Origin of the sequence: Salinilacustrithrix flava, from assembly GCF_041228405.1 — a bacterium.
GTDB lineage: Bacteria > Actinomycetota > Acidimicrobiia > Acidimicrobiales > Salinilacustritrichaceae > Salinilacustrithrix > Salinilacustrithrix flava.
This window is the reverse complement of sequence record NZ_CP133888.1, coordinates 1,925,884-1,947,640: the sequence shown is the minus strand read 5'-3', so window position 1 is coordinate 1,947,640 and position 21,757 is coordinate 1,925,884. Positions and strand designations below refer to the sequence as shown.

Below are 21,757 nucleotides of genomic sequence, written 5' to 3'. Positions count from 1 at the left end.
GGCTCAGTACCCGAGGTAGGCGGCGCGCACGGCGTCGTCGCTGCTCAGCTCGTCGGCCGTGCCGCTGAGCACGATCCGGCCCGCTTCGATGACGTAGCCGCGATCAGCGATGCCGAGGGCGAGGTTGGCGTTCTGCTCGACGACCAGCATCGTCGTGCCGAACTCCTCCCGGATCGACTGCAGGTTGCGGAACACGTTCTGCACGATCATCGGAGCGAGCCCGAGGGAGGGCTCGTCGAGCAGGAGCAGCCGGGGCCGGCCCATGAGGGCCCGGGCCACGGCCAGCATCTGCTGCTCGCCGCCCGAGAGGGTGCCGGCCTGCTGCTGGCGGCGCTCCCCCAGCACGGGGAAGACCTCGTACCAGCGGTCGATGTCGGAGCGGATCTCCTTGTCCTTTCGGACGAAGGCGCCGACCTGCAGGTTGTCCTCGACGGACAGGTCGGCGAAGGTGCCGCGGCCCTGCGGGACGTGCGCGACGCCGAGGCGGGCGACGTCGGCCGACTTCTTGCCGACGATCTCCTTGCCGTCGAGGCGGATGGAGCCGGTCGTGTCGACCAGGCCGCAGATCGCCCGCATCGTGGTGGTCTTGCCGGCGCCGTTGGCCCCGAGCACCACGACGACCTCGCCGTCGCGCACCTCGAGGTCGATGCCGTGCAGCACCCGGACCATGCCGTAGGCCGCGTGGACGTCGGAGACCTGCAGGATGGGCTTGCCGGTGGATGCAGGCGACCCGGCGGGGCTGGTGGTCGCGTCGGTCACGCCGGTGCCCCCAGGTAGGCCTCGATGACCCGCTCGTCGCGCTGGATCTCCGAGGGCAGGCCCTCGGAGATCTTGGAGCCGAAGTCGAGCACGACGACCTTGTCGGAGATTCCCATCACCATGTGCATGTGGTGCTCGACCAGCAGCACGGTGAGGTTGCGGTTGTCCCGGACGGTCTTGATGACCGAGGCCAGCTCGTCCACCTCGCTGTGGGTGAGGCCGCCGGCCGGCTCGTCGAGGAGCAGCAGGCGGGGATCCGACACGATGGCCCGGGCCAGCTCCACCCGCTTGAGCGTGCCGAAGGGCAGCCCGGCGGCGGGGTGGCGGGCGAAGGCCTGCAGGTCGAGCTCCTCGAGGACGGCGTGGGCCTTCTCCCGCAGCTGGCGCTCCTCCTTGCTGAGCCCGAGGCGCAGCGACGCGGTGAGGAACGACTGCTTGGACGTCGTGTGCATGCCGACCATGACGTTCTCGAGCACGCTCATGCCGGGCCACAGCGCCAGGTTCTGGAAGGTGCGGGCGATGCCGACCCGTGCGATCGTGTGCGGGGCGAGGTGGATGAGGTCGTCGCCGTCGTAGGTGATGTGGCCCTCGGTGGGGTCGTACACCCGGCTCACCACGTTGAAGAGCGTGGTCTTGCCGGCGCCGTTGGGGCCGATCAGCGCACAGATCTGGCCTTCGTCGATGGCGAACGACAACCCGTCGAGGGCGACGACGCCGCCGAAGCGGACGGTGACGTCGGAGACGTCGAGTAGTGCAGCGATGCTGTTTTCCCCCTGGAACGGCCCGCCGGAGCGGGCAGTCTTGCGTCCGCAGCGCCCCCGTCCCGAGCGGGACCTACTGGACGCTGCGTCATTAGCGGGCCGCAACCTACACCGATCGCCGGCCGGCGTCGACGCATGTCACACCTTCGACGTCCGATTGGGACGGGTTCGACCTGCTACGTCCCCCGACGGAACCATGACGATGCGGTGACAGCGCGGCCCGGACGGCCTGCTCAGACGGCCCGCCCGCCCATGAACATCACCTTGAGGTCGTCGTAGGCCTCCACGCAGCGCCCGGCGCCGAGCACGACCGACTCGAGCGGCTGCTGGACCAGCTGCACCGGGATGTCGGTCTCCACCGAGATCCGTCGGTCGAGGCCCTGCAGCATCCCGCCGCCGCCGACCAGCTGCATGCCGGTGCTGATGAGGTCGTCGGCCAGCTCCGGCGGGGCCTGGCCGAGGCAGGCGATGACCGAGTCGACGATGGCGGTGACCGGCTCGCTGATGGCCTCGCGCACCTCGGGCTTGGAGAGGATCACGGTCTTGGGCAACCCGGACATCAGGTCCCGGCCCCGGACCTCGGCCCGCACCTCGTCGTCGATCGGCCAGGCCGAGCCGATGGCGATCTTGATCTCCTCCGCCGTGCGCTCGCCGATGGCGATGCCGTACTCCCGACGCACGTAGGACTGGATGGCGGCGTCGATGTCGAAGGAGCCGACGCGCACGGCCTGCAGGGCGACGATGCCCCCGAGGCTGATCAGCGCGGTCTCGGTGGTGCCGCCGCCGACGTCGATGACCATGTTGGCCACCGGCTCGTGGATCGGCAGCTCGGCCCCGATGGCGGCGGCCATGGGCTGCTCGAGGAGCTGCGCGTCGGCCGCACCGGCCCGGCGGGCGGCCTCGGTGACGGCGCGGCGCTCGACCTCGGTGATGGCCGACGGCACGCAGATGACCACGCGGGGGCGGTTGAAGCGGTTCACCCCGGCGCGCTGCAGGATCAGGCGGATCATGCGCTGGGTGATGTCGAAGTCGGTGATCGCGCCCTGGCGCAGCGGCCGCACGGCGATGATGTAGCTGGGCGTGCGCCCGATCATCTGCCAGGCCTCCCGGCCCATGGCGAGCACGTCGCCGTTGCGCTTGTTGAGCGCGATCACGGTGGGCTCGTTCATGACGATGCCCTGGCCCTTCGCGTACACGAGCGTGTTCGCGGTGCCGAGGTCGATGGCGAGGTCGCGCGCCACGGCTACTCGACGTCCTGGGGTGGCGAGTCGGGGTGGTGGTCGTCGGGGCCCCGGCGGTGCTCGGGCGGCGGGGCGAGGGCGCGCATCTCGCGCCGGAACGAGCGGATGCCGGACTCCATGGAGCTCTCGGGCCGCCCGCGGTAGGCCAGCACGCTGACGCCCACGACGACGATGACCACGATGACGAGCAGGAACGGGATCATCCGTCGGCCTCGGGCCCGGGCACGAGGGCGGGGTCCTGCAGGTGCTGGGCCTCGAGGCCCCAGCTCTCGCCCCCGTCCCAGCGCTCCTTCTTCCAGATCGGCACCGACTGCTTGAGGGCGTCGATGCAGAACCGGGCCGCGGCGAAGGCCTCGTCCCGGTGCGGCGCCGACACGGACACGACCACGGCGGCGTCGGTGACGGCGAGCGGGCCGATGCGGTGCAGCAGGGCGATGTTGCCCACGGTCGCCCACCGGGCGCGGGCTTCGGCGGCGACGCGGGCGAGGCGGGGAACGACCTCGGTCTCGTAGGCCTCGTACTCCAGCAACTCGACCCCGGGACGACCCTCGCTGTGGTCCCGGGCCGTGCCGACGAAGGTGACGACCCCGCCGCAGTCGGGGCGCACCGCCCAGTCGGTGGCCACCTGCACCGGCAGGGGCGCCTCGGTGAGCGCGAACCAGTCGTGGCCGCGCGCCGGAGGCTCGGGGGTGGCGGAGGGGATCATCTGGTCCAAGACTACGATCCGGCGCGCAGAACAGGTGAAGCGCCGGCGGGGCGACGTCCACGACCCGCGAGCCGTCGGTAGGGTCGCTCCGGTGCCCCCGCTGCTTCCGGGCGATCCCGGCGACGGGCACGGCGAGGACGCACACGACCCCGATGACGTCGGGTACACCCCGCCGCTGCCCCCAGAGGACCGGTTGTGGCGCCACCCGAGCGAGGTGGCGTCGGGACGCGCGGTCCCCGCGGCGGCCCCGCCGCGCCCGGGGATCGACCGGCGCACCGCCGGGTTGATGCTGGTGTCGGGCATCGCCGGCGCCACCCTCGCCGTGGGCGCCGTGGCGGCGCTCGGGGGCTTCGACGAGCGCGTCGTGGAGCGCCAGGTCGCGTCGCAGACCTCGGTCCTCGACGGCGTCGAGGGCGGTGTGGCCGACGTCGCCCGCCGCACCGCCCCCTCCGTGGCGGCCCTGCTGGTCCACCGCGGCGAGGAGCAGACCCCGGCCAGTGCCGTGGCCTGGCGCCCGGACGGCTACCTGGTGACCGACGGGCCCTCGATCGCCGGCGCCGACGAGATCGACGTGGTCCTCCACGGCGGCGAGGCCGCCATCGCTCGCCTCGTCGGCATCGACGAGGTCACGGGCATCGCCGTCCTGCAGGTCGACATCGAGCTCGACGCCCCCGAGCTGGCCGTCGAGGCCGATCCGGTCGCCGTGGGGTCGCTCGCCGTCGCGGTGGGCGCCTCCCCCGCCGGCGGCTGGGACCTCACCGTGTCCTCGGGTGTCGTGTCGGCGGTCGGGAAGCGGCTCGAGTCCGGCGACGGCGCCACCCACCACGGGATGATCCTCGTGGACAAGGCCTTCGCTCCCGGGACGGCGGGCGGTGCGCTCGTCGACCAGCGGGGCGGCATCGTGGGCATCATCAGCGGTGCCAGCGCCTCGAGCGGTGGCGCCCGTTTCGGCGTGGCGACCCCGATCGACCTGGCCCGCCACGTCGTCGACCAGCTCGTCGAGCACGGGCGGGCCGAGCACGTCTGGCTCGGCCTGCGCGGCACCGACCTCGACGTCGACGAGGCGATGGACATGGGCCTCTCCGGGGGCGCGCTGGTGGAGGCGACCGACGACGGGCCAGCCCGACGTGCCGGCATCGAACCCGGCGATGTGGTCATGTCGGTCGACGGCGACCCGACCCCGACCATGTCGGCGCTCATCGCGGTCCTGCGCCGGCACGTGCCCGGCGACGTCGTCGTGCTCGAGGTCCACCGGGACGGCGAGGCCCGCGAGGTGCAGGTCACGCTGACCCGGAAGGGCTGATCAGCGCAGGGTCCGCCGCACCGCAGCGGCAGCGGCGACGCCGCCGGCGACCAGCACGGCTGCGGTGGCACCGAGCGCCAGCTCCTGGCGGCGCTTCGGGGAGATCTGGGCCCACGGCGCGGCGTCGTGCCCGGCGACGTAGACCTCCTCGTTGGTCATCGTCGGCGTCCAGCCCAGCGTCCGGATCCGGTCGTTGGCCACGACCCAGGAGTCGGTGACGAAGGGGACGAAGCCGGGCGGGGTCGGGGCGAGGCGGTACCGCCAGCCGATGGCGGTGAGGCGGCGGGCCAGGGGCGCGGGCAGCGGCACCCGGGGGGCGCCGCCGACCAGGGCGCGGATGCGGTCGGCGGGGATGGCCCCGTCGGGCGCCACGTTGAAGGCGCCCTCGGCGCGGGCGCGCCGGACGGCGTCCACCGCGGCGACGACGTCGTCCACGTGCACGAACTGCGCCGGGGACGCCCCGTCGGCCGGGGCCACCACGCGCGCCGCGGCCAGCACCCGGCCCAGCTCGTCGGGACCCTCGTCCGAGACGGTGACGCTCGGACGCAGCACGGCGACCGCGACGTCGGGGTGCGACGTCGCGAAGGCCCGCAGCTGCTCCTCGATGCGCACCCGCATCTGGACCCACGGGGTCTCCGGGTTGGGGCGCAGGTCGGCGGCTTCGGTGAGGGGCACGGGGTTGTCCGGCCACGCGCCGTAGACGGTCGCCGAGGTGCGCACGACGAGCTGGTCGACGTGGGATCGGTCCAGCGCCTCGAGGAGCCGGGCGGTGGCCACCAGGTCGTGGTCGGACGACGTGGCCTCGAGCGGGTCGGAGGCGGCCAGGTGGCAGACGACGTCGATCCCGTCGAGGAGGTCGTCGAGGTCCGCCTCCCGCAGGTGCTCGCGGCGGATGTCGAGGCGCTCGCGGCGGGGGGCGCCCCGGCCGCTGTCGGGCAGGTGGACGCGGCGGCGGTCGATGGCGCGGACGAGCTCCACGTCGGGATCGGCGGCCAGCAGGGCGCACAGCCGGCGGCCGACCGGGCCCGCTGCGCCGGTGACCGCGATCCGTGCCATCGCCCTACCATGGCCGTGATGAGCGGCTTCGGTCCAACCGGTGACGACAACCCCTTCGAGGGCATGCCGTTCCTCGGCGACCTCGGGCGCATGCTCGGGGGCATGGGGGGCGCAGGCAGCGGCCTGCAGTGGGACGCGGCCCGCCAGATGGCCATGCAGGTCGCGTCGGGCGGCGAGTCCGAGCCCAACATCGACCCCATCGCCCGCATGGACGTCGAGCAGCTGGCCCGGGTGGCCGACCTCCACATCGCCCAGAAGACCGGGCTGTCCACGTCGATGACCGGCCGGGGTGTGCAGGTCGTGCCCGTCACCCGCATGCAGTGGGTGCAGCGCAGCCTCGACGCCTACAAGCCGCTGTTCGAATCCCTCGCCTCGTCCCTGTCGGCCGCCCCGGAGGCGCCGTCGGACCCGGCCGAGCAGGGCGACCCCTTCGCCGCCATGCTCACCCAGATCATGGGGTCGATGGCCCCGATGATGCTCGGCGTCACCGCCGGCGGGATGATCGGCCACCTGGCCCAGCGCAGCTTCGGCCAGTACGACCTGCCGATCCCGCGCGACCCCTCCGACGAGCTGCTGCTGGTGCTGCCCAACGTCAACGCCTTCGCAGACGACTGGTCCATCGACCGCAAGGACCTCCTGCTCTGGCTCTCCATGCACGAGATCGCGCACCACGCCGTGCTCGCCGTGCCCCACGTCCGGGCCGCCCTGGAGCGCGGCCTGCGCGAGTACGCCGCCGGGTTCCGACCCGATGCCAGCGGGCTCTCCGACAAGCTCGGCACCGTCGACATGTCGGACCCGCAGGCATCGATGGCCGAGCTGCAGGACCTGTTCGGCGACCCCGAGGTCGTGCTCGGCGCCATCCAGACCGACGCCCAGCGCGCCCTGCTCCCTCGCCTCGAGGCCCTCATCGCCATGATCGAGGGCTACGTCGACCACGTCATGGACGCCGTCGGCACCGGGCTGATCTCCAGCTACGGGATGATCACCGAGGCCGTCCGCCGGCGCCGGGTCCAGGCCGACGAGTCCGACCGGTTCGTGGCCCGCCTGTTCGGCCTCGAGCTGGGCCAGGCCACCTACGACCAGGGCGCGGCCTTCATCGACGGCGTGGTCGAGCGGGAGGGCTTCGACGCCCTCGATGCCCTGTGGAAGGGCGAGTCGTTCCTGCCGACGCCGGCCGAGATCGAGGCACCCGGCCTCTGGCTCGCCCGCATCGAGATCGACACCGAGTAGCCCTTCGCACCCCCGCGATCGACCAGATCCGGTCGGGCACGGGGGTGCCAACGCTCAGGTGACGTCGACGATCTCGGTCTGCAGGTGGCCGTCGTCGCAGGTGACGATGCCGATCGTGTGGGTCGGCGCCCGCCGGCGCTGGGTCGGCGACCCCGGGTTGAGCAGGCGCTGGCCGTCGACGCCGACGACGTCCACCGGCTGGTGGCTGTGGCCGAAGACCACCAGGTCGGCGTCGGGGAACCAGCGGCGCATCCGCCGCTCCCGGCCCTTGGTGGTGCCGCTGTCGTGCACCATGGCGATGCGCACCCCGTCGACGATCTCCTCGGTGCGCTCGGGCAGGATGCCGAGCAGCTCGTGGTCGTTGTTGCCGAGCACGGCCTCCACCGGGGCGAACCCGGCCAGCTCGTCGAGCAGCTCGGGGACGAGCACGTCGCCGGCGTGCCAGATGGCATCGGCCCCGTCGAGGTGTGCGTAGACCGCGTCGGGCAGGCGTCGGGTGGAGCCCCGGGCCACGTGCGTGTCGGCGAGGACGACGATGCGGGTGCTCACGCATCCTCCACGACGGTCGGGTCGTCACCGGGGCGGGGCGGGGTGGCGATGGAGGGGGGCACGCTGGGCGCCACGGTCGTCGCATCGCCCGACGCGGCCCGTCGCGCCCGTTGGACCCGCCTCTGCACGACGTCGCGCATCCCCTGGGAGCCGGCGGCGTAGGACGCGCCCGCGAACGCGGAGACGCCGGCCACGAGCAGGAAGCCGAGCCACATCGGCATCGGGATGATGCCGAGCACCGCGCCCGCGACCCAGACCAGCTGGAAGCGGGTCTCGAAGCGGGCGAAGGAGCGGCCCCGGTTGGCGTCGGGGGCGTCGCGCTGCACGATCGAGTCGAACGCCTGCTTGGCGGCAGCGGCGCCGATGCCGACGGTGACGGCGATGAGGGCGGCGCCGGGCAGCGCACCGAGCCACGCCGCGATGACGGCCAGGACGGCGACGACCACGAGGAGCACGCTGATGATGCGCTCCTCGGAGGTCTGGCGGCGCAGCGCCGGCGCGAGCGCCGCGCCGGTGAGGGACCCGACGGCGGAGAGCGCGAGGACGACGCCGAAGTGCCACGTCGGCGAGCCGTCGGTGCGCAGCGAGAAGGCGAGCAGGAAGGTGAGGAAGCCGACGATGCCGCGCAGCAGGGCCATCGCCGACGCGGCCAGCAGCACGCCCGCGCCCCGCAGCTCGGCCTTGGCCTCGGCGCTCTCCGGCTCGGTGGCGATCTGGACCTTCGGGACCCCCCAGGCCACGACCACGCCCACGGCGAACACGATCGCGGCGAGGGCGAGCACCCACTCGCTCCCACCGAAGCGCAGCAGCAGCGCGCCGGGCACCGCCGCCACGAAGCCCACGATGCCGCTGATGAGGGACAGCTTGGAGTTGGCCTCGACCAGGCCCTCGTGGGAGTGCACCACGGTGGGGACGAGGGCCGACTTGGCGACGTGGTAGCTCTTGGCCAGCACCAGGAGGGCGAACGCCTCCGGGAACAGCAGCAGCGAGTCGACGTCGCGCACCATCAGCAGGCACACGAAGGCGCGCAAACCCGACGAGCCGATCACCATCCAGCGGCGTCCGCCGGTGGCGCGGTCGAGGGCCGGGCCGACGAGGGGGGCGACGACGGCGAAGGGCGCCATCGTCAGCGCGAGGTAGAGGAAGACCTCGCCGCGGGCCTGGTCGACATCGATCGAGAAGAACAGCGTCCCCGCCAGCGCGATGGCCACCAGGGTGTCGCCGGCGACGGCGATGGCGTGGGCCCGCGCCAGGCGACCGAAGGGCGTGACCTCGAAGGCCTCGGCTCCCTTGCGGGGGGCCGGGAGGGGGCGCCAGCCGTCGGATGCCATCGATCGCATCGTAGGGGCGCGCCTCGGGCGATCCGACCGCACGGCCGGGCCGGCTCAGGCTTCGAGCTTGTAGCCCAGGCCTCGGATGGTGACGATGCGCTCGGGGTGCGCCGGATCGTCCTCGACCTTGCTGCGCAGGCGCTTCACGTGCACGTCGAGGGTCTTGGTGTCGCCCACGTAGTCCGAGCCCCACACCCGGTCGATGAGCTGCTCGCGGGTGATGACCCGGCCGGCGTTGGCCAGCAGCACGTGCAGCAGCTCGAACTCCTTCAGGGGCAGCTGGACCTGCTCGCCCCGGATCCGGACCTCGTGGCGCTCGGGGTCGAGCGCGATGTCGTCGATCTGGAGGGCGTCCGTCCCGAGGTCGTCGTCGCGGGCGGCGGTGCGGCGCACCACGGCGCGCATGCGGGCGACGAGCTCCCGGATCCGGTACGGCTTGGTGACGTAGTCGTCGGCGCCGACCTCGAGGCCGACCACGGTGTCGATCTCGGATCCCTTCGCCGTGACCATGATGATCGGCACGCTGGAGCGCTTCCGCAGCTGGCGGCACACGTCCACGCCGGAGATCTTCGGCAGCATCACGTCGAGCAGCACGATGTCGGGGCGCACCGCGTCGAACATGTCCAGGGCCATCGCCCCGTCGCGTGCCACCTGCACCCGGAACCCCTCCCGGGACAGCCCCACGGTCAGGGCATCGACGAAGGCCTCCTCGTCCTCCACGACCAGCACCGTCAGCTCGCCCACGTCAGGACTCCTCCTCGTCGTCGATGACCGACACCGGCCGCTCGCTGAGCGGGAGCACCAGGCTGAAGGTGGAGCCCTCGCCCTCCCGGCTCTCGACCGTGATCTCGCCACCGTGGTTGGACGCCACGTGGCGGACGATGGCCAGGCCCAGCCCGGTGCCGCCGGTGTCACGGCTGCGGGCACGGTCGACCCGGTAGAAGCGCTCGAAGATGCGCTCGAGGTCGCGGCGGGGGATGCCGATGCCGTCGTCGGCCACGGTCAGGTGGGCCGACCCGTCCTCGACGTCGGCGCGGACCTGCACGGTGGAACCGGGCTCGCTGTACTTGATCGCGTTGTCGAGGAGGTTGAACACGGCCGAGGCCAGCTGCCGGCGGTCGCCGCGCACCTGCAGGCGGTGCGGCGGCTCCTGCAGGTCCAGGCCGATGCCGCGGTGCTCGGCAGCGTTCGCAGCACGCTCGACGGCCTCGGCGAGGACGAGGTGCACGGCCACCGGTTCCTGCACGGCGGCCTCCCCCGCCTCGATGCGGGACAGCTCGAGCAGGTCGTCGATGGTCCGGCTGGCCCGCATCGCCTCGTGGTGCATGCGCTGGGCCAGGCGGCGGATCACCGTCAGGTCCTCCTCGTCCACGATCGTCTCGGCGAGCACGCTCAGCCCCCCGACGGGCGTCTTGAGCTCGTGGCTGATGTTGGCGACGAAGTCGCGCCGCACGGCATCGACGCGGCGGCGCTCCGTGATGTCCTCGATCATCACGAGGGCACCGATGCTGCGGTGGCCGTCGTCGAGGGGATCGGCGGTGAGCACGAGCGTGCGTCGGGGCGGGCCGAACAGCTCGAGGGTGCGGACGGAGTCGTGGCCCTCGAGGGCGCGGGTGGCCAGCTCGTCGATGGAGGACTCAACCACTGCGTCGCCGTAGCGGGCACCGAGGAAGATCTTGGCCTGGGCGTTGCGGAAGGCGATCTCCCCCGACTCGTCGAACAGCACGATGCCGTGGTCGATGGCGCGCAGGGCGTGGGACATGCGGGTCTCGGCGGCGGTGGCCTCGCCACCCCGGCTGACGGCGGCGTCGACGGTGCGCTCGAGCTGGCCGAGCGTCTGCTCCAGCCCGGCGCTCTCGGCCAGGCCGGTGGAGGACAACCGGGCCGCGGCCAGGTGCACGCGCTGGCGGGTGCGCCGCCACGTGCGGAGCCCGAGCAGGAGGACGAGCACCAGCGCGACCGTCGGAATCGCCGCTGCCAGTGCCACAGGACCCCAGTCCATCACCCGAAGCGGCCGGTGACGTAGTTCTCGGTGCGCTCGTCGGCGGGGTTCGTGAAGATCTTGTCGGTGTCGGAGAACTCGACGAGCAGGCCGGTGCGCCGGTCGCTCTCCTCGCTCACCTCGGTCGTGAAGAACGCCGTCCGATCCGACACCCGAGCCGCCTGCTGCATGTTGTGGGTCACGATGATGATCGTGTAGCGCTCCTTGATCTCCACCATCAGATCCTCGATCCGACCCGTCGCGATGGGATCCAGCGCCGAGCACGGCTCATCCATCAACAGCACCTCCGGATCCGTCGCGATCGCCCGCGCGATGCACAACCGCTGCTGCTGGCCACCCGACAGGCTCATCCCCGACTCCTTCAGCCGGTCCTTCACCTCGTCCCACAGCGCCGCACCCTGCAGCGCCTGCTCCACCACATCGTCCAGGTTCCCCTTCGCACCCGCCACCTTCGGACCGTACGCCACGTTGTCGTAGATCGACTTCGGGAACGGGTTCGGCTTCTGGAACACCATCCCGATCCGACGACGCACCTCCACCGGGTTCACCGCGGGGTCGTACAGATCCACCCCGTGGTAGCTGATGTCACCCTCCACCCGAGCCGTGTCGATCAGATCGTTCATCCGGTTGAAGCACCGCAGCATCGTCGACTTCCCACACCCCGACGGACCGATGAACGCCGTGATCTGGTGCTGCTTGACCTGCATCGACACGTCGCGCACGGCGCGGAAGTCCCCGTAGTGGACGGACACGTCGTGGACGTCGAAGACGGTCGCACCGCCTCGGCTCGGGGCGCTGGTGGGCATCGAGCCCACCATCGGTGCATCGGTCATCGTGGGACGCTCCTCGGTCGAGTGCTCGGGCACGTCAACCCCTCTTCTTCTCGTAGTGGTTGCGCAGCAGGATCGCGACGGCGTTGGCGAGCAGGACCACGACGAGCAGCACGACGATGGCCGCCGCCGTCGCCTGCTCCCACTCGGGCCCGGGCCGGCCGGCCCAGGTGGTGATGATGATCGGCATGGCCGTGAAGCGGTCGCCGAGGGTGGTCGGGTCGAGCTCGGTGCCACCGGACAGGAAGCCGGTGACGGCACCGACCAGGATCAGCGGCGCGGCCTCACCCATGGCCCGGGCCAGGGCCAGCACGGTGCCGGTGAGGATCCCGGGCGCGGCGTAGGGCAGCACGTGGTCCCGGGTCACCTCCCAGCGGGTGGCGCCGACGCCGTAGCCCGCCTCGCGCAGGCTGCCGGGCACCGCCCGCAGGGCCTCGGACGCGGTGATGATCACGATCGGCAGCACCAGGATCGCCAGGGTCAGCCCGGCGGAGATCAGCGAGCGGCCCTGGGAGCTCGGACCGGTGAAGCTCCCGAGCGCCTTCACGAAGATGGCCAGGCCGAGGATGCCGTACACGACCGAGGGCACCCCGGCCAGGTTGCGGATGTTCAGGTCGATGAAGCGGGACAGCCGCGACTTCGACGCGTACTCCTCGAGGTAGATCGCGGCGCCGACGCCGATCGGGAAGGCGAACACCACGGTGAACACGCCGATGTAGAACGTGCCGCGCAGGCCCTGGAGGAGGCCGGACTCCCCCGGCTGCGAGCGGAGGCTGCCGGTGAGGAAGTCGCCGAGGCGGCCGGTGAGGGTGCCGCTGCCGGTCTGGACCATGTCGTAGACGAGGACGCCGAGCACCGCGACCGACGCGGCGACGGCCCCGATGAGCACGGCCTGGAAGATGCGGCCGGCGGTGTCGGAGCGCCGACCGGTGAGCTGGCGCCGGACCTGCTCGGGGACGATGGCGCCGACCTGGGCGGCGGGCGTGGTGAGGGCCATGTCCGGACGCTCCTAGTAGGCCTGGCGCACGCGCTGGACGAAGCGCCCGGCGAGCACGTTGAGGACGAGGGTGATCGCGAACAGGAGCAGTGCGACGAAGAACAGGCTCTGGAAGGTGAGCCCGGCGCCGCGCACCTGGTCGGTGCCGGCCGCCTGGGAGGCGATGGCCGCGGTCATGGTCTGACCGGGCTTGAACGGGTCGGTGCTGAACAGGGACCCGCCGGTGGCGCCGGCCGCGATGAACACGACCATGGTCTCGCCGATCGCCCTGGACACCGCCACGATGAACGCGGCGACCAGACCCGACACCGCGGCGGGGATCACGACCCGGATCGTGGTGGTGATCTTGCGGGCACCCAGCCCGTAGGACGCCTCCCGCAGTGCGGCGGGCACCGAGCGCATCGCGTCCTCGGAGATCGACGCCACGAGCGGGATCGTCAGGATGCCCACGCCGATCCCCGCCGCCGCGATGTTGAACTGCGTGGCCTCGCTGCTGAGGCGCTGCACGATCACCGGCGAGAGGAACGTCAGGGCGAAGAAGCCCAGCACCACCGACGGGATGCCGGCCAGGATCTCCAGGACCGGCTTCAGCAGCTTGCGGACGCCGGCCGGGGCGTACTCGGAGAGGTAGATGGCGGCACCGAGCCCGAGGGGCATGGCGACCGCCATGGCGATCACCGTGACGATCAGCGTGCCGGTGAGGAGCGTCTTGATGTCGTAGATCCCCCGCCGGGGGAACCACCCGTCGCTCCACAGGCTGGCGGCCTCCACCTGGCTGACGAAGGTCCAGGCCTCGCCGACCAGCGACGCCACGATCAGCACGGAGATCACGATCGAGAGCAGGGCGGCCAGGAAGAGCACGGCCCGCACGAGGTGCTCGGTCCGCATTCGCTTCCGGGAGCCTCGGAAGTCCTCGAGGGTGTAGGCGGCCGGGGTGGTCAGGTCGCTCATGCGGCACCGGTCGTTCGGGAGGCCCAGCGCTCGCGGGTGGCGGCGAGGTCCTCGTCGGACAGGGGGACGTAGCCGACGTCGGCCACCGCGTCGATGGCGTCGTGGAGGTAGAAGTCGACGAACGCCTCGAGCACCGGCTCCTCGGCGGCTGCATCGGCGTTGACGTAGATGAACAGCGGCCGGCTGATGGGGTAGGAGCCGTCGGCGATGGTCTCCGGCGTCGGCGCCACGCACCCCTCGCCGCCGTCGACCTCGAGGATCTTCACCCCTTCGGCACCGGCGGCGAACGCGAAGCCCACCCAGCCGAAGCTGGTCGCCGACCCGCCGACGCCCTGGAGGATGATGTTGTCGTCGGAGGACGCCTGGTAGTCGGGGCGGGTGGTGGCCTCCTGGCTCCGGTCCTCGTTGAACTCCTCGATGACGAGCTCGACGAAGGAGGCGAAGGTGCCCGACTCCTCGCCGGGGCCGGTGACGTCGAGGGGCGCCTCGGGCAGCTCGGTGCCCGAACCCAGCTCGGCGGCCAGGTCCTCGGCATCGCTCCAGCTCGTGAAGCCCTGCGACTCCGGCCCGACCAGCGCGTAGAGGTCGGCGAGCGTGAGGCAGTCGACGGCCTCGTTCTCGGGATTGGTCAGCACGGCGATCCCGTCGTTGGCGATCTGCAGCTCGATGAAGTCGACACCGCCGTCCTCGCACTGCTCGATCTGCTCGGGCTTGATCTTCGACGATGCGTCGTTGATGTCGATGAGGCCGTCGCAGAACAGCTCGAAGCCATCACCGGTCCCCGGGCCGTCCACCGAGATGGAGACCTCATCGCGCTCGTCGGCGAAGCCCTCGGCGACGGCGATGGAGATGGGCTCGACCGTCGACGATCCGCTCACGACCACCGTCTCGGTGTCGCGGACGCATGCCGCAGCGACGAGCACGACGGGCAGCAGCAGTGCGGCGGACCGGAGTCGGCGCCGGGTGCGTGACAAAGCGGCGTCCTCCAGGTGGGGGCCGGGTCGTCGTGTGGGTCGCTGCGCACGCTACGGATCCAAGGTTGACGGGAACCCCGTCCGAGGTGAACGGAAGGTGAACGAACAGCGGCCGGGGCGCGAACTGGGTGGGGAGCCGGTGGCGCGGAGGTGAACGAACGGGGCTGGTTCCCCGGGCTCGGGGTTCAGCGCTCCAGGAGCCGGACGAGGCTGTCGAGGACGCCCCGGTCGTGGTCGTAGCTGAGGAGCCGGGCCGCCTCGCCCAGCGAGACCCATCGGCGCTCGCTGACCTCGTCGTTGGGCTCGAAGCCGGCGTCGGCGGCCACGGGCATCGACCAGTAGCGGACCTGCTTGGCGCAGCCGTGGCGGTCCCGGTACTCGGTGCCGGCGATCTCGGCGTCGAGCACGGCGACGATGGCCGTCTCCTCCCAGACCTCCCGCACGGCGGCCTGCTCCCAGGTCTCACCGGGGTCGAGCTTGCCCTTGGGGAAGGTCCAGTCGCCGTAGCGGGGCCGGCGGATGACCAGCACCTCGAGGGCGTCTCCCTCCCGTCGCCACGGGATGCCGCCCGCGGCGCGGACCTCGATCTCGCCGGCCACGACCTCAGCCCTCCCGGCGCCGGGTCCGGCGCAGCGCGAGCTCCTGCAGGCGGACGTGGGAGTCGATCCCGGCGCCGGTGTCGGGCACCCGGTTCCAGCGTCCGTCCCCGTCGAGCTCCCAGGCCAGGCGGTCGTCGGCGAGGACGACGTCGAGGATCTCCTGCAGGCGCAGCTGGTTCGACTGGGTCTCCACCGGCACCAGGGCCTCGACCCGCCGGTTGATGTTGCGCCCCATCAGGTCGGGCGACCCGATGAACCACGCCGGCGACCCCCGGCCGTTGCCGTTGGCGAAGAAGTAGATGCGGCTGTGCTCGAGGTAGCGGCCGACGATCGAGCGCACCCGGATGTTCTCGGACAGCCCCGGCACCCCCGGTCGCAGGCAGCAGATGCCCCGCACCACGAGGTCCGTGCTCACGTCGGCCCGGGAGGCCTCGTAGAGGGTGTCGATCATGCCGGCGTCGGACAGGGCGTTCATCTTCGCCACGATCTTGCCGCTGCTGCCGTAGGCCGCCTCGTTGGCGACGAGCTCCTCGAGCCGGCCACGCAGGTGGTCGGGCGCCACGATGAGCTTCTCGTAGTCCACGGCCCGGCCGAAGCCGGTGAGGTAGTTGAACAGCTGGGACAGGTCGGTGCCGATGGCGGGATCGGTCGTGAACAGGCCGAGGTCCTCGTAGATCATCGCCGTCTTCGGGTTGTAGTTGCCCGTCCCGATGTGGCAGTAGCGGTGCAGGCCGTCGCGCTCCTCGCGCACCACGAGCAGCGTCTTGGTGTGGGTCTTGAGCCCGACCAGGCCGTAGACCACGTGGACGCCGACCTCCTCGAGCGCCTTGGCCCACTCGATGTTGCGGGCCTCGTCGAAGCGGGCCTTCAGCTCGACCAGCACCGCCACCTGCTTGCCCGACTCCGCCGCCCGCACCAGGGACCGGATGATCGAGCTGTCACCGGAGGTCCGGTACAGCGTCATCTTGATGGCCACGACCCGGTCGTCGGCGGCAGCCTGGGCGAGGAAGGCCTCCACCGTGTTGTGGAAGCTCGAGTACGGGTGGTGGACGAGGATGTCGTCCCGACGCATCTCCGCGAAGAAGTCCGCCGGCGTGTCGTCCTCCTTCAGCAGGCGGGCCTGCGTGATCCCCTGCCACGGCGGGTCCTTGAGGTCGCTGCGATCGAGGCGGTGCAGCACCCAGAGCCCGGACAGGTCGAGGGGGCCGACGACCTCGTAGACGTCCTCGTCAGCGATGTCGAGCTCCCGGACCAGCAGGTCGCGCAGCTCCTCGCTCATGGTCGACTCGACCTCGAGGCGCACGGCCCGACCGAAGCGCCGCCGGCGCAGCTCGACCTCGACGGCGGCCAGCAGGTCGTCGGCCTCGTTCTCCTCGAGCGTGAGGTCGGCGTTGCGGGTCACCCGGAACGTGGCGAACTCGTGGATCTCCATGCCCGGGAACAGCTCGTCGAGGTGGGCAGCGATCACCTGCTCGAGCGGCACGAACGTGGTCGGCGACCCGGGGATGCGCACGAAGCGGTCGAGGTTGGACGGCACCTTGACCCGGGCGAAGCGGGTCTCGTCCGTCTCGGGGTCGTTCACCGAGACGGCGAGGCTGAGCGACAGGTTCGAGATGTACGGGAACGGGTGTCCGGGGTCGACGGCGAGGGGCGTCAGCACCGGGAAGATGTGCTCCTCGAAGACCTCGTAGAGGGCCTTGCGCGCGTCCTCCTCGAGATCGTCCCAGGCCGTGAGGTGGATGCCCTCCTGGGCCAGGCCGGGAAGGACCTCCTCGAGCAGGATCCGCTGCTGCTCGACGCCGAGGGCGAGCACGTCGCGACGGATGGCCACCAGCTGCTCGCCGGCCGTGCGGCCGTCGTGGGAGGTCTGGTCGACGCCGGCGTAGACCTGGTCCTTCAGACCGGCCACCCGCACCTGGAAGAACTCGTCCAGGTTCGACACGTAGATGGCGAGGAACTTGGCTCGCTCCAGCAGCGGCACGGTGGGGTCGTCGGCCAGGGCCAGCACCCGGGCGTTGAAGTCCAGCCACGACAGCTCGCGGTTGAAGTAGCGGCCCGGATCGGCGCCGAGCGCGGGATCAGGGGCGTCGGGCACCACCGCCCGCTGGCGGCGGGGCGGCACATCGGGTGCGAGGTCGTCGCTGGGCGTCATCAACGCAGATCCCTACCCGCTTCGAGGGCGAGGCGGGCGGCACCCAGCGCGCCGGCGTGGTCGCCGAGGACCGCCTTGTGCACGTCGGGCTCGATGCCGGCGTGGCCGAGCGTGCGCAGCGCGGACGCGAGCTGCTCGGTGACCAGGTCCCCGAAGCGCTCCCCCAGACCCCCACCGACCACGACAGCGCCGATGTCGACGGTGACCGCGACGTTGACCACCGCCACGGCGAGCAGCAGGAACCCCTCGTCGAGGAGCTCCCGGGCGACCGGGTCGCCGGCCTCGTAGGCAGCCCGGAAGACCTTGGACTTCATCGGCCCGTCGCCGGCGAGCTCCACCAGCGGGGTCGAGCGACCGGCGGCGTGCAGCTCGCGGGCGAGGGCTTCCAGGGCACGACGGCCGATGTAGGCCTCGAGGTGCCCCAGGCCGCCGCAGCCGCAGCGGCGGCCACCCGGCATGACCACGGCGTGCCCGAGCTCACCGGCCAACCCGTGGGGTCCGATCCGCAGCCGGCCGTCGAGGACCAGGCCGGCCCCGAGGCCGGTGCCCAACCACACGGCGAGGACGTCGTCGTAGCCGACGCCGGCGCCGGCGCGCGCTTCACCCAGGGCGGCCACGTTCACGTCGTTGCCGACCGAGACCGGGCATCCGAGCCGCTCCTCGAGCAGGCGGCGCACGTCCACCGGCCGGTCGAACCCGGACAGGTTCGGCGCGAGCAGGACGCTCCCGGTGCCGGGGTCGACCACGCCGGGCGTCCCGATGCCGACGGCGGTCGGTGCTGGATCGAGCCGCCGGACCAGGGCCTCGACGGCGTCGAGGATCGAGTCGACCCCGTCGGTGGGGGTCGGGGACTTGGCGTCCTCGAGCACCGCGTCGAGGCCGGTGCCCGCCGGGTCGACGAGCGCGCCGAAGATCTTGGTGCCGCCGAGGTCGACGCCGACGACCGGCACGGTCACGTGCCCGACGTCAGCTGTCCTCGGAGTAGCCGAGGTCCCAGTCGAGGGCGATGCGCTCGCGCTCGGCGTCGCGGTTCACGCGCTCGCGGTTGCGGCGGAACTGCGGGTCGTGCGGCGGGAGCAGCACCAGGCGGGCCCGGACACGGGACCGGAACGCCTCGATCATGGCCTCGTCACCCCAGTCGGACTGGATCTCCCAGTGCGGCGCGACCGCGCCGAGGTACACGAGTCGTGCGTGCGCGACCGGCGGGAGCGGGGCTTCTTCCATCTCGACGTCTGACATGTGCACTCCGGGACGGGACGCGGCTACGGGATCGTCCACCGTAGTGCCCGGCCCGGGTGCCTCCACAGGGGACCTCGCTAGCCGCGCTCGCCCAGCGTCGCCGTCACCTCGACGGGATCGCCGCCCCGCAGCACGCTGATCGTCACCTGGTCACCCGGTTCCAGCTCTCGCACGATGGCGCCGACCGAGGCGGAGTCCTGCGTGGATCGACCGTTCACCGACACGATCACGTCGCCGGGCTCCAGCCCGGCGTCGGCGGCTGCGCTGTCAGGGACGACGCTCTGCACGAACGCGCCCTCGTCGACGGTGACGTCGAACTGGGCCCGGTTCGCCGGGGACTCGCTGGCCACGTCGGTCGTGTTCACCCCGAGGAAGGCCTGGTCGCCCCGGACGTCGCCGCCGCCGTTGCGGATCTCCTCGATGAGCGGCTTGACGGTGTCGATCTCGATCGAGAACCCGATGTTCTGGGCGTCGCCGATGATCGCGGTGTTCACGCCGACCACCTGGCCGGCCGCGTTCACGAGCGGCCCGCCGGAGTTCCCCGGGTTGATGGCCGCGTCGGTCTGGATGAGGTTGGACAGGGTGACGCCCTCGGCCGAGAGGCTGCGGTCGAGGGCGGAGACGATCCCTCGCGTCACGGTCGGGCGGCCGCCGAGGTTCAGCGCGTTGCCGATGGCGATGACCTCCTCGCCGACCTGGAGCGCGGCCGAGGAGCCGAGCTGAGCGGGGACGAGGTCGGACTCGCCCTCGATCTGGATGAGCGCGATGTCGGACTCGGGGAAGGAGCCGACGAGCCGGGCCGGGGCCCGCTCGCCGCCGAAGAGGCCGACCTGGATCTCGTTGAGGCCGGCGATGACGTGCGCGTTGGTCAGCACCAGGCCGTCCTGGGTGAGGATGATCCCCGTGCCGGCGCCGGCCTGCCCGTCGGCGAGCGAGCTGCGGATCTCGATGGAGACGACCGAGGGCTCGACCGCGGACAGCACCGCACCCACGTCGACGCCGCCCGTGGCGGTCGTCATCGGGGGCTGGTCGCGGGCGGCGACGTCCCCGTCTCCCCCGCCGGTGGGCCACAGCGCCGCCACACCGAGGATCAGCAGCGCGATCACGGCACCGACGACGCCGCCCACCAGCGCCGAACGGCCCACGGCCCGGTCCCGGTCGCCCGGGTGGGGCGGCGGATCCAGCCTCGGCCAGGCGCGTGGCGCGCCGAGCTCGGCCATGGACTCCCTGGTCGGCGGGGCCGCGGGGATGCCGGTGCCGCTCGCGGGCTGCTCGGGGTGCATTGCCCCAGTCTCGCTGCTCCTGCGCCGGATGCGACCGCGTCGATCGAAGGTTCGGGAATTATTTGATGCTAAAGTGCGCTGAATTGGGAACCGAACGAGCATCGGCTTCGTAGAACAGGTGGAGGTCACCTGATGGACACGCCATGGATGAACGACGGCAGCTGCCGCAACCACCCGCCCGAGGTCTTCTTCCCCAGCGACGGGGTGGGCGTCACGATCGCCCAGCGGATCTGCGCGACGTGCCCGGTGCGGGAGCCGTGCCTGGAGTACGCCCTCGAGAACCGCATCGACCACGGCGTGTGGGGCGCCACGTCGGAGCGGGAGCGCCGGCGGATCCTCAAGGCCCGTCGTGAGCCGATCGAGGCGTACGCGTCCGGCACCTGACCTCGGGTCAGCCCTCGAGCCGGATCAGCCCTCCAGGGCGAAGACCCGGACCAACCGCTGGCAGGCGTCGTGCACCCGATCCCAGGTCGCACCACGGCGCCACTCCGGCATGCCGGCCACCGCGGTCAGCACGGCCGGCCGGTCGGCGGACACCACCGTGACGACCATGTCGCCGCGCTGGGTCACGGCCACGACCGGCATCCCCCGACCGAGCCACACCTCCCCGTCGCCGACCAGCGCCACCTCGCCGGGCGGGAGCGCCTCCCAGTCGAGCCGGCCGGGCTGCTGGTACACGGAGACGTCGACGTCCCCGTCCCGGTAGACGACCGCGGCGAGATCGGTGCCGTCCCACACCTCCTGACGACTCAGGGCCACCGCGGAGCCGATGAGGCCGGGCGGCGCCTCGTAGGACGATCGATCCTGGCGCTGCATCCCGACCATCTCCCCGTGGGCCTGCTCCACGTGACCGGCGGTGAGCACGGCGAGGTCGGGCACCAGACGGGGGTGCTCGGTGGCGGTGGTGGCGCCGATGGCCGCGAGCACCAGGCCGGCGACCACGACGAAGCCGGCCCCGATGCGCACGACGCGGCGGTGCCGGGCGAGGAAGCCCTCGATCACGGGCGTGGCATCGACCTCGGGCAGGCCGCGCAGCAGCGACCGCGCCTCGGCCAGCTCCTGCGCCGCGCGCCGGCAGCCCGGGCACCTCTCGAGGTGCTCGACCACCCACGCCTCGGTCACCGGGTCGAGCTCGCCGTCGACGTGGGCTGACAGCGCCTCGTCGGGGTGCCCGTCCGGGCCGATGCCGCCGACCCCGCTCATGCGAGGGCCTCCCGCAGGGCCAGTCGCCCGCGGTGGATGCGGCTCCGCACGGTGCCGAGGGGGATGTCGAGCTGCTCGGCGATGTCGGCGTAGGACAGCCCGACGACGTCGGCGAGCACCACCGGGACACGGAACTCCTCGGGCAGGCCGGCCAGCGCCGCCTGCGCGTGGTCCGGCAGCCGCTCGGCCTCGGCCGCGTCGGCCGCGTCCGGGCTCGGCGGCAGGACGAGGTCTGGATCCTCGGGCAGCGCCACCGACGGGCGACGGGACCGCCGGCGGACGTCGTCGAGGAAGGCGTTGGTGGTGATCCGGCTGAGCCAGCCCCGCAGCGAGCCGGGCTGGTAGGTCCGCAGTCCTCGTTGCACCCTGACCAGCACCTCCTGCACCAGGTCCTGCGCGTCGTCGTGGTCGCCCGTCAACCGGTAGGCGACGGTGTAGATGAAGTCGCCCTCGTGGCGCGCGACCTCCTCCCAGGTGGGGATGCGGTCGCACCCCTCCCAACGACCGTCGCCGGGAGCAGGTTCCCGCCGCTCGCGTCGCACGGGGCCGAGGCTACCGGCGACGGTCGCGGCGCCGACCGGGCCCGGACGC

At 72.2% G+C, this 21,757-nt stretch carries 24 protein-coding genes; 3 read left to right on the top strand and 21 right to left on the bottom strand.

Features of this window, described 5'->3' with window-relative positions; genetic code table 11:
- Positions 1-3: 3 nt before the first annotated feature.
- From RGQ06_RS09765 to RGQ06_RS09745, 5 genes are all read right to left on the bottom strand, one after another.
- Positions 4-669: an ABC transporter ATP-binding protein gene (locus RGQ06_RS09765; protein ID WP_432427699.1), complete on the bottom strand. Its 666-nt coding sequence runs from the start codon at positions 667-669 to the stop codon at positions 4-6.
- Between the two features lie 86 nt (positions 670-755).
- On the bottom strand, positions 756-1,520 hold the full coding sequence (locus RGQ06_RS09760; RefSeq protein ID WP_432427700.1) for an ABC transporter ATP-binding protein: 765 nt from the start codon (positions 1,518-1,520) through the stop codon (positions 756-758).
- A gap of 233 nt (positions 1,521-1,753) precedes the next feature.
- Positions 1,754-2,761, bottom strand: coding sequence for a rod shape-determining protein (locus RGQ06_RS09755; RefSeq protein WP_432426759.1), 1,008 nt, complete (start codon positions 2,759-2,761; stop codon positions 1,754-1,756).
- Between the two features lie 2 nt (positions 2,762-2,763).
- Complete coding sequence (locus RGQ06_RS09750; RefSeq protein WP_432426760.1) at positions 2,764-2,964, bottom strand: hypothetical protein; 201 nt, start codon at positions 2,962-2,964, stop codon at positions 2,764-2,766.
- On the bottom strand, positions 2,961-3,467 hold the full coding sequence (locus tag RGQ06_RS09745) for a molybdenum cofactor biosynthesis protein MoaE (protein WP_432426761.1): 507 nt from the start codon (positions 3,465-3,467) through the stop codon (positions 2,961-2,963). The genes RGQ06_RS09750 and RGQ06_RS09745 overlap by 4 nt, the downstream gene beginning before the upstream one ends.
- A 91-nt stretch (positions 3,468-3,558) precedes the next feature.
- Here RGQ06_RS09745 and RGQ06_RS09740 point away from each other — a divergent pair, with 91 nt between their 5' ends.
- A complete protein-coding gene (locus RGQ06_RS09740; protein WP_432426762.1) occupies positions 3,559-4,770 on the top strand; it encodes a S1C family serine protease in 1,212 nt (403 codons plus the stop codon).
- Here RGQ06_RS09740 and RGQ06_RS09735 read toward each other — a convergent pair whose 3' ends face one another.
- Positions 4,771-5,826: an NAD-dependent epimerase/dehydratase family protein gene (locus RGQ06_RS09735; protein ID WP_432426763.1), complete on the bottom strand. Its 1,056-nt coding sequence runs from the start codon at positions 5,824-5,826 to the stop codon at positions 4,771-4,773.
- A gap of 18 nt (positions 5,827-5,844) precedes the next feature.
- On the opposite strand from RGQ06_RS09735, the gene RGQ06_RS09730 reads away from it, so the two are divergent.
- Complete coding sequence (locus RGQ06_RS09730) at positions 5,845-7,056, top strand: zinc-dependent metalloprotease (protein ID WP_432426764.1); 1,212 nt, start codon at positions 5,845-5,847, stop codon at positions 7,054-7,056.
- 54 nt (positions 7,057-7,110) lie between these two features.
- Here RGQ06_RS09730 and RGQ06_RS09725 read toward each other — a convergent pair whose 3' ends face one another.
- The 13 genes from RGQ06_RS09725 to RGQ06_RS09665 form a co-directional block, all read right to left on the bottom strand.
- The gene (locus RGQ06_RS09725) at positions 7,111-7,605 is read right to left on the bottom strand and encodes a metallophosphoesterase family protein (protein WP_432426765.1); all 495 of its coding nucleotides are present in this window, start codon (positions 7,603-7,605) and stop codon (positions 7,111-7,113) included.
- Positions 7,602-8,936, bottom strand: a complete 1,335-nt coding sequence (locus RGQ06_RS09720; protein ID WP_432426766.1) for an MFS transporter — start codon at positions 8,934-8,936, stop codon at positions 7,602-7,604. Before RGQ06_RS09720 ends, RGQ06_RS09725 begins: the two co-directional genes overlap by 4 nt.
- Before the next feature lie 54 nt (positions 8,937-8,990).
- Positions 8,991-9,680, bottom strand: a complete 690-nt coding sequence (locus tag RGQ06_RS09715; RefSeq protein ID WP_432426767.1) for a response regulator — start codon at positions 9,678-9,680, stop codon at positions 8,991-8,993.
- A 1-nt stretch (position 9,681) separates the two neighbouring features.
- Entirely contained in the window at positions 9,682-10,887 is a 1,206-nt protein-coding gene (locus RGQ06_RS09710) for a sensor histidine kinase (protein ID WP_432426768.1), read from the bottom strand.
- A 50-nt stretch (positions 10,888-10,937) separates the two neighbouring features.
- Positions 10,938-11,771, bottom strand: a complete 834-nt coding sequence (gene pstB, locus RGQ06_RS09705; RefSeq protein ID WP_432426769.1) for a phosphate ABC transporter ATP-binding protein PstB — start codon at positions 11,769-11,771, stop codon at positions 10,938-10,940.
- A 34-nt stretch (positions 11,772-11,805) separates the two neighbouring features.
- Positions 11,806-12,765 carry a phosphate ABC transporter permease PstA gene (gene pstA, locus RGQ06_RS09700; RefSeq protein WP_432426770.1) on the bottom strand — a complete coding sequence of 320 codons (960 nt, stop codon included), beginning with the start codon at positions 12,763-12,765 and terminating at the stop codon, positions 11,806-11,808.
- Between the two features lie 12 nt (positions 12,766-12,777).
- Positions 12,778-13,716: a phosphate ABC transporter permease subunit PstC gene (pstC, locus tag RGQ06_RS09695; RefSeq protein WP_432426771.1), complete on the bottom strand. Its 939-nt coding sequence runs from the start codon at positions 13,714-13,716 to the stop codon at positions 12,778-12,780.
- Positions 13,713-14,690: a substrate-binding domain-containing protein gene (locus RGQ06_RS09690; protein ID WP_432426772.1), complete on the bottom strand. Its 978-nt coding sequence runs from the start codon at positions 14,688-14,690 to the stop codon at positions 13,713-13,715. The genes pstC and RGQ06_RS09690 overlap by 4 nt, the downstream gene beginning before the upstream one ends.
- 185 nt (positions 14,691-14,875) lie before the next feature.
- Positions 14,876-15,289, bottom strand: coding sequence for an NUDIX hydrolase (locus RGQ06_RS09685; RefSeq protein WP_432426773.1), 414 nt, complete (start codon positions 15,287-15,289; stop codon positions 14,876-14,878).
- 4 nt (positions 15,290-15,293) lie between these two features.
- Positions 15,294-17,441 (bottom strand): polyphosphate kinase 1, encoded by a 2,148-nt coding sequence (ppk1, locus tag RGQ06_RS09680; protein WP_432426774.1) that lies wholly within the window; start codon positions 17,439-17,441, stop codon positions 15,294-15,296.
- Positions 17,441-18,397, bottom strand: coding sequence for an ROK family protein (locus tag RGQ06_RS09675; RefSeq protein ID WP_432426775.1), 957 nt, complete (start codon positions 18,395-18,397; stop codon positions 17,441-17,443). Before RGQ06_RS09675 ends, ppk1 begins: the two co-directional genes overlap by 1 nt.
- 10 nt (positions 18,398-18,407) lie before the next feature.
- Positions 18,408-18,680: a hypothetical protein gene (locus RGQ06_RS09670; protein ID WP_432426776.1), complete on the bottom strand. Its 273-nt coding sequence runs from the start codon at positions 18,678-18,680 to the stop codon at positions 18,408-18,410.
- 77 nt (positions 18,681-18,757) lie between these two features.
- Complete coding sequence (locus tag RGQ06_RS09665; protein WP_432426777.1) at positions 18,758-19,963, bottom strand: S1C family serine protease; 1,206 nt, start codon at positions 19,961-19,963, stop codon at positions 18,758-18,760.
- A 132-nt stretch (positions 19,964-20,095) separates the two neighbouring features.
- Here RGQ06_RS09665 and RGQ06_RS09660 point away from each other — a divergent pair, with 132 nt between their 5' ends.
- Entirely contained in the window at positions 20,096-20,347 is a 252-nt protein-coding gene (locus RGQ06_RS09660; protein ID WP_432426778.1) for a WhiB family transcriptional regulator, read from the top strand.
- 24 nt (positions 20,348-20,371) lie between these two features.
- Here the strand turns inward: RGQ06_RS09660 and RGQ06_RS09655 are convergent, their stop codons facing one another.
- Together RGQ06_RS09655 and RGQ06_RS09650 are read right to left on the bottom strand one after the other, a co-directional pair.
- Entirely contained in the window at positions 20,372-21,166 is a 795-nt protein-coding gene (locus RGQ06_RS09655) for an anti-sigma factor family protein (RefSeq protein WP_432426779.1), read from the bottom strand.
- Complete coding sequence (locus RGQ06_RS09650) at positions 21,163-21,708, bottom strand: sigma-70 family RNA polymerase sigma factor (protein ID WP_432426780.1); 546 nt, start codon at positions 21,706-21,708, stop codon at positions 21,163-21,165. Before RGQ06_RS09650 ends, RGQ06_RS09655 begins: the two co-directional genes overlap by 4 nt.
- Positions 21,709-21,757 lie beyond the last annotated feature (49 nt).